Source organism: Psychrobacter sp. T6-1, from assembly GCF_052258445.1.
The window spans coordinates 1-2,377 of sequence record NZ_JBQQFC010000343.1 but is presented as its reverse complement, the minus strand read 5'-3'; the positions used below and the strand labels follow the sequence as shown (position 1 = coordinate 2,377).

The 2,377-nt window shown below is 45.6% G+C and carries 3 protein-coding genes and 1 pseudogene; 3 read left to right on the top strand and 1 reads right to left on the bottom strand.

The window, feature by feature from the left end:
• From ACTXGO_RS12560 to ACTXGO_RS12550, 3 genes and pseudogenes are all read left to right on the top strand, one after another.
• Nucleotides 1–359, top strand: a pseudogene (locus tag ACTXGO_RS12560) (MATE family efflux transporter); the annotation flags it as partial.
• A 138-nt stretch (nucleotides 360–497) separates the two neighbouring features.
• A complete protein-coding gene (locus tag ACTXGO_RS12555; RefSeq protein ID WP_435951050.1) occupies nucleotides 498–1,142 on the top strand; it encodes an AzlC family ABC transporter permease in 645 nt (214 codons plus the stop codon).
• Nucleotides 1,132–1,491 carry an AzlD domain-containing protein gene (locus ACTXGO_RS12550; RefSeq protein ID WP_435949058.1) on the top strand — a complete coding sequence of 120 codons (360 nt, stop codon included), beginning with the start codon at nucleotides 1,132–1,134 and terminating at the stop codon, nucleotides 1,489–1,491. The genes ACTXGO_RS12555 and ACTXGO_RS12550 overlap by 11 nt, the downstream gene beginning before the upstream one ends.
• A 71-nt stretch (nucleotides 1,492–1,562) precedes the next feature.
• Here ACTXGO_RS12550 and ACTXGO_RS12545 read toward each other — a convergent pair.
• Nucleotides 1,563–2,377 (bottom strand): amidophosphoribosyltransferase (locus ACTXGO_RS12545; RefSeq protein ID WP_443574771.1); only part of this gene is annotated, 815 nt, incomplete at its 5' end.

Genomic DNA, 2,377 nt, shown 5'->3' with positions numbered 1-2,377 from the left:
TAATATGGTGGCTTATCATCCCCACGTATCTAGAGTTTATGACTAATATTGATGCAGTGTTCGCTCTTGCTTATGATTATCACATCTATGCTGTGCTCCTGCCGCTTGTTGGTGTCGGTGCTTACTGGCTTGATGGTATTTTCTTTGGCTTGACGGCGGGTAAGGTCATTCGTAATGCAGCGCTTATTTTAGCCGTTGTTTTTTTTCCGCTCAGTTGGCTGCTATATCAGCAGTGGGATATGACAGGTATTTGGCTAAGCGTCTGGGCGCTGTTATTACTGCGCGTCATTATTCTAGGCGGGTTTTTGTATCAAACATATATGACAGGTAGTTATCAAAAAAGACAACCTGAGAGTTAGCGCACGTTTTAGATAAAAACCATAAGAAGCAAATTAGGATGTTCTGTGAGCACACATTTAGATTTAAATAAAGCAAACCCGCCGCATCACACTCATTACGACTGGGCGACAGGCTTTAAAAAAAGCATTCCTGTAGCGATGGGTTATTTGCCAGCGGGCATTGCCTTTGGGGTACTCGCGCAAGTAGCAGGCATTCCTGTGTGGGCGACAATTATGCTCAGCCTCTTGCTCTACGCAGGAGCAGCGCAATATGCCTGTTTACCTATGCTCAGCGGCACTCTGCCAATAGGTAATATCGCCACCAACATCGCGGCGATCAATCTGCGTCATGTCTTTTATGCGATGCCACTACTCAACTATATGCCCTCGCATAAGCTTGCCAAAACCTACTGTCTGTTTGCACTCACCGATGAGACTTTTTCGGTAATGACGAGTCTGCCTAATGAGACGCGGCGTGCTCTGATACTGCCTATTAGCTTATTTAATCAAAGCTGGTGGGTACTGGCATCTGCTATTGGCGTTATGATAGGCAGCGCGCTCAATGATTTGGTGCCGCATTTGGACTTTGCACTGGTATGCTTGTTTGCCATTTTAGCTTATGAGCAATTTCAAACTATTAAGCGCTACTTTCCAATTGGTATTGCCGCCATAGCGCTGGTTTTAGCCTCGTTGTTTACTCAAGATTGGCTACTACTTGTCGCTATAAGCATTTGTATGCTGCTAATTTTACTGCGCGGATTTTGGTTACAGCGCTGTGCAAAGGGGGTGACGCATGACGAGTAGTTATCTCATTTTAGCGACCCTTGCTATGGCGGCGGTGACTTTTGTGACTCGCGCCCTACCTGTCCTCATACCCAAAAAGGTACTCGACACTCCTTGGCTACATCGCCTTAATGAGAGCCTGCCGTTGTCCGTGATGGTACTGCTTATCTTAACCAGCCTCTCCTATCAAGAGCTATCTTTGGGTACGCGCCTAAATAGTGCTGAGATGCACTTGCTACTGGCACAGATCGGTGCGCTAACTGCCGTGCTATTTATTTATCACATTAGTCGTCAGCTACTCGTCAGTATGCTCGTTGGCATTGCGACTATTAATGGCTTACTTTGGCTATTTGCGCGTATGTTAGGATGAGTTTTAGCCAAAAAAAAGGCTGAACTCGCAATCGAGATCAGCCTTTTTTCTTTAGCACTACAAACTTAGAATTATAACTCTTCAACACCCATCATATCGACTGGCGTATCAGCGACAATTTGCACGCCTTTTTTGCCGATCTTAGCAGTGTCATTACGCAGCTCTTGCAGGTGATCAAGATAGGCTTCATTGATTTGACCTGTGATATAACAGCCGTTAAATACTGCGCAATCAAAGCCTTCAACCTTGCTATGTTTGGTATCTTTAACTGCATCAATTAAGTCATCTAAATCTTGAAAAATTAAGCGATCAGCGCCGATGATTTTGCGTACTTCTTCTACGCTATGGCCTGAGGCGATCAGCTCGCTACGCACAGGCATATCGATGCCATAGACGTTAGGATACTTAACTGGCGGCGCGGCACTAGCAAAAAACACTTTGCGCGCACCAGCATCTCGTGCCATCTGAATGATCTCATGACAGGTGGTACCGCGTACGATAGAATCATCAACCAACAACACGTTTTTGCCTTTAAACTCAAGCGGCACGGCACTTAGTTTTTGGCGGACTGATTTTTTGCGCTGCTGCTGACCTGGCATAATAAAGGTGCGACCGATGTAGCGGTTTTTCATAAAGCCTTCACGGTACTTGATATTCATCTTAAGCGCCAGCTCCATCGCTGAGGTGCGCGAAGTATCAGGAATAGGAATGACCACGTCGATATCATGATCCTCGCCCCACTCTTTGAGAATTTTGTCCCCAAGCTTCTCGCCCATGCGCAGACGTGATTTGTACACTGAGATATTATCCATAATTGAATCAGGACGCGCAAAGTATACATATTCAAAAATACACGGCGTGTACTCTTTTGGCTCGACACACTGAT

Excerpts from the sequence above, each read along its gene's own strand:
- ACTXGO_RS12550 (WP_435949058.1), top strand. The coding sequence starts at position 1,132 with ATGACGAGTAGTTATCTCATTTTAGCGACCCTTGCTATGGCGGCGGTG.
- ACTXGO_RS12555 (WP_435951050.1), top strand. The coding sequence starts at position 498 with ATGGGTTATTTGCCAGCGGGCATTGCCTTTGGGGTACTCGCGCAAGTA.